Below are 1,581 nucleotides of genomic sequence, written 5' to 3'. Positions count from 1 at the left end.
GGTTGACCTCCTGCGATTCGGTGCGGGCGCCCTTGAGGATGCCGGCCCGTGGAGAGAAGTTGAAGAACATCGGCAGTGTCGCGGCGCCGATCGCACCGGCGTCGGCGCCGAACGAGCCGCGCACGAGCGTCGGCGTGCCGCGCGCTTCCGGCGCGGTGGCGACGAGCGCCGCGCGCAGGCGGGTCGTCACCGCATCGAGCAGGCCGGCGTCGGTATCGGCGTCGAGCACGACCACCGGCGCATCGACGACGCACAGCACCGCACGCAATGCCGGCGCGAGCGCGTCGACACAGTCGTCGATCCATTCGTCGACCGCCGGCAGGCCACGCGCGATACAGGCCTCGAGATCGGCGCGGTTCTCGACCGTCTCGCCGTGATGGCGCAGATGACGCACGAGCGCGTGCAGCGATGCGCGGGCGAGCAGGATGTCCCACGGGCCGCGGGGCGGCGGCGCGGACGCCAGCCGGCTCGGCGGCACCGGAATCACGGCGATGTCGCCGGCATTGCCGGTCACGCCGCGCAGGCAGTCGCCGTCGATCGCGATGCCGCCGCCGATCGCGGGACCGATGAACAGGTACACGAAATCGTCGCACTGCCGGCCGTACCCGTAGAACAGTTCGGCGATCGCGGCCGCGTTGCCGTCGTTTTCGCCGAACACGGGCAGCGACAGCGTGCGCCCGAGGTCGCTCGCGAAGTCGACGTCTTCCCACGCGCGGAACGTGTCGGGTGCGAGGCCGAGTTCGCGCATCCACGCGCCGAGGTTGTACGGCTGGGCGACGCCGACGCCCGTCAGGCGCGCGCGCTCATGCGTGGGGAGCAGGTCCTGCATCGCATCGATGTCGCGCCGCACGATGTCGAGCACGTCGGCGGGCGGGGGGAGCAGGCAGTCGTGGGAGCGGCGACCGAGCACGTCGCCCGCGAAATTGACGAGCGCCGTCTCGATGCGCATCCGGTCGAGATGGACGCCGATGCCGAACGCGCCGCGCGGATCGAGGCGGATCAGCGACGCCGGCTGGCCGCGCTGGCCCTCGGTGCGGCCGGCGGATTCGATCAGCTTCGCGTCGGCGAGCGACGCGATGATGCCGCCGACAGCCGCGCTCGTCATGTTCGCGAGACGCGCGAGGTCGGCCTTCGACGCGCTGCCCACGCGGCGCAGCGTCTTCAGCAGCAGGCGCTCGTTGTAACGGCGCACGTTGGCCGAATTGCTGCCCTGACCGAAGTGCGGGCTTCGCATGGCGTCTCCTTCCATGTTGCGTCGAACGTCGACGTATTAAATAAATCATGTTGATTTATTTAACCGCGTGAGCGCTGGCATGTCAGCCTAGGGAAATCCCGGTTTTGTTCCGGGACGAAGGAGGGGCCTGGGTTGTCGCGGGCGGGTGGCCACCGCGGCGTGCAGCGGGACCGGCGATGTCGAATTCGCGCGATGGATCGCGGCCGGCGCGCGCTCTCGGCGGATCGCCGGCCGGACTGTCTCGTCGCGCAAGCCGGGGGGGCGATTTGTCCTGATGCGCAGGTGGCGAAGGAAGGATGGCGCGTCATGCGCGTCACCAGGACGGTATGGGGCGCGGCGTGAACCTG

General features: G+C 70.1%; 1 protein-coding gene. It reads right to left on the bottom strand.

The window, feature by feature from the left end:
- Positions 1 to 1,234 (bottom strand): ROK family transcriptional regulator (locus U4012_RS35475; RefSeq protein ID WP_321804523.1); only part of this gene is annotated, 1,234 nt, incomplete at its 3' end.
- Between the last annotated feature and the right edge of the window lie 347 nt (positions 1,235 to 1,581).

Source organism: Burkholderia sp. BCC1988, assembly GCF_905339895.1.
Lineage (GTDB): Bacteria > Pseudomonadota > Gammaproteobacteria > Burkholderiales > Burkholderiaceae > Burkholderia.
This window is presented reverse-complemented; position numbering and strand designations above follow the sequence as displayed.